The sequence below is a fragment of the Bartonella sp. AA2SXKL genome, from assembly GCF_042197205.1.
Classification (GTDB): Bacteria; Pseudomonadota; Alphaproteobacteria; order Rhizobiales; family Rhizobiaceae; genus Bartonella.
On sequence record NZ_JBHIRN010000083.1, the window covers coordinates 651 to 882 of the forward strand.

Sequence of the window (232 nt, forward strand, 5' to 3'; positions counted from 1 at the left end):
GTGAGTGGTACAATGAGGGCAGACTTTAAAAGGATTCGGTGTAATAAAAACATAAAAATAGTGTGCCGATCATAGCAAAAATTATAGCGACGATCATTTTTACTAAGACAAGGATATTAGGCAGAAAAATCATCACAAAAAAATGCCAAGGGATGCTGCCTCAACGGTTTCAGCGGTTGATGGCTCAACAAAATGATTGCATGCCAACAGTTGCATAATCATACCTGGGAGT

1 pseudogene is annotated in these 232 nt (G+C 38.8%); it reads right to left on the bottom strand.

The annotated features are described in order from the left end of the window. A pseudogene (locus ACFINS_RS09885) lies at window positions 1-232 on the bottom strand (iron chelate uptake ABC transporter family permease subunit); the annotation flags it as partial.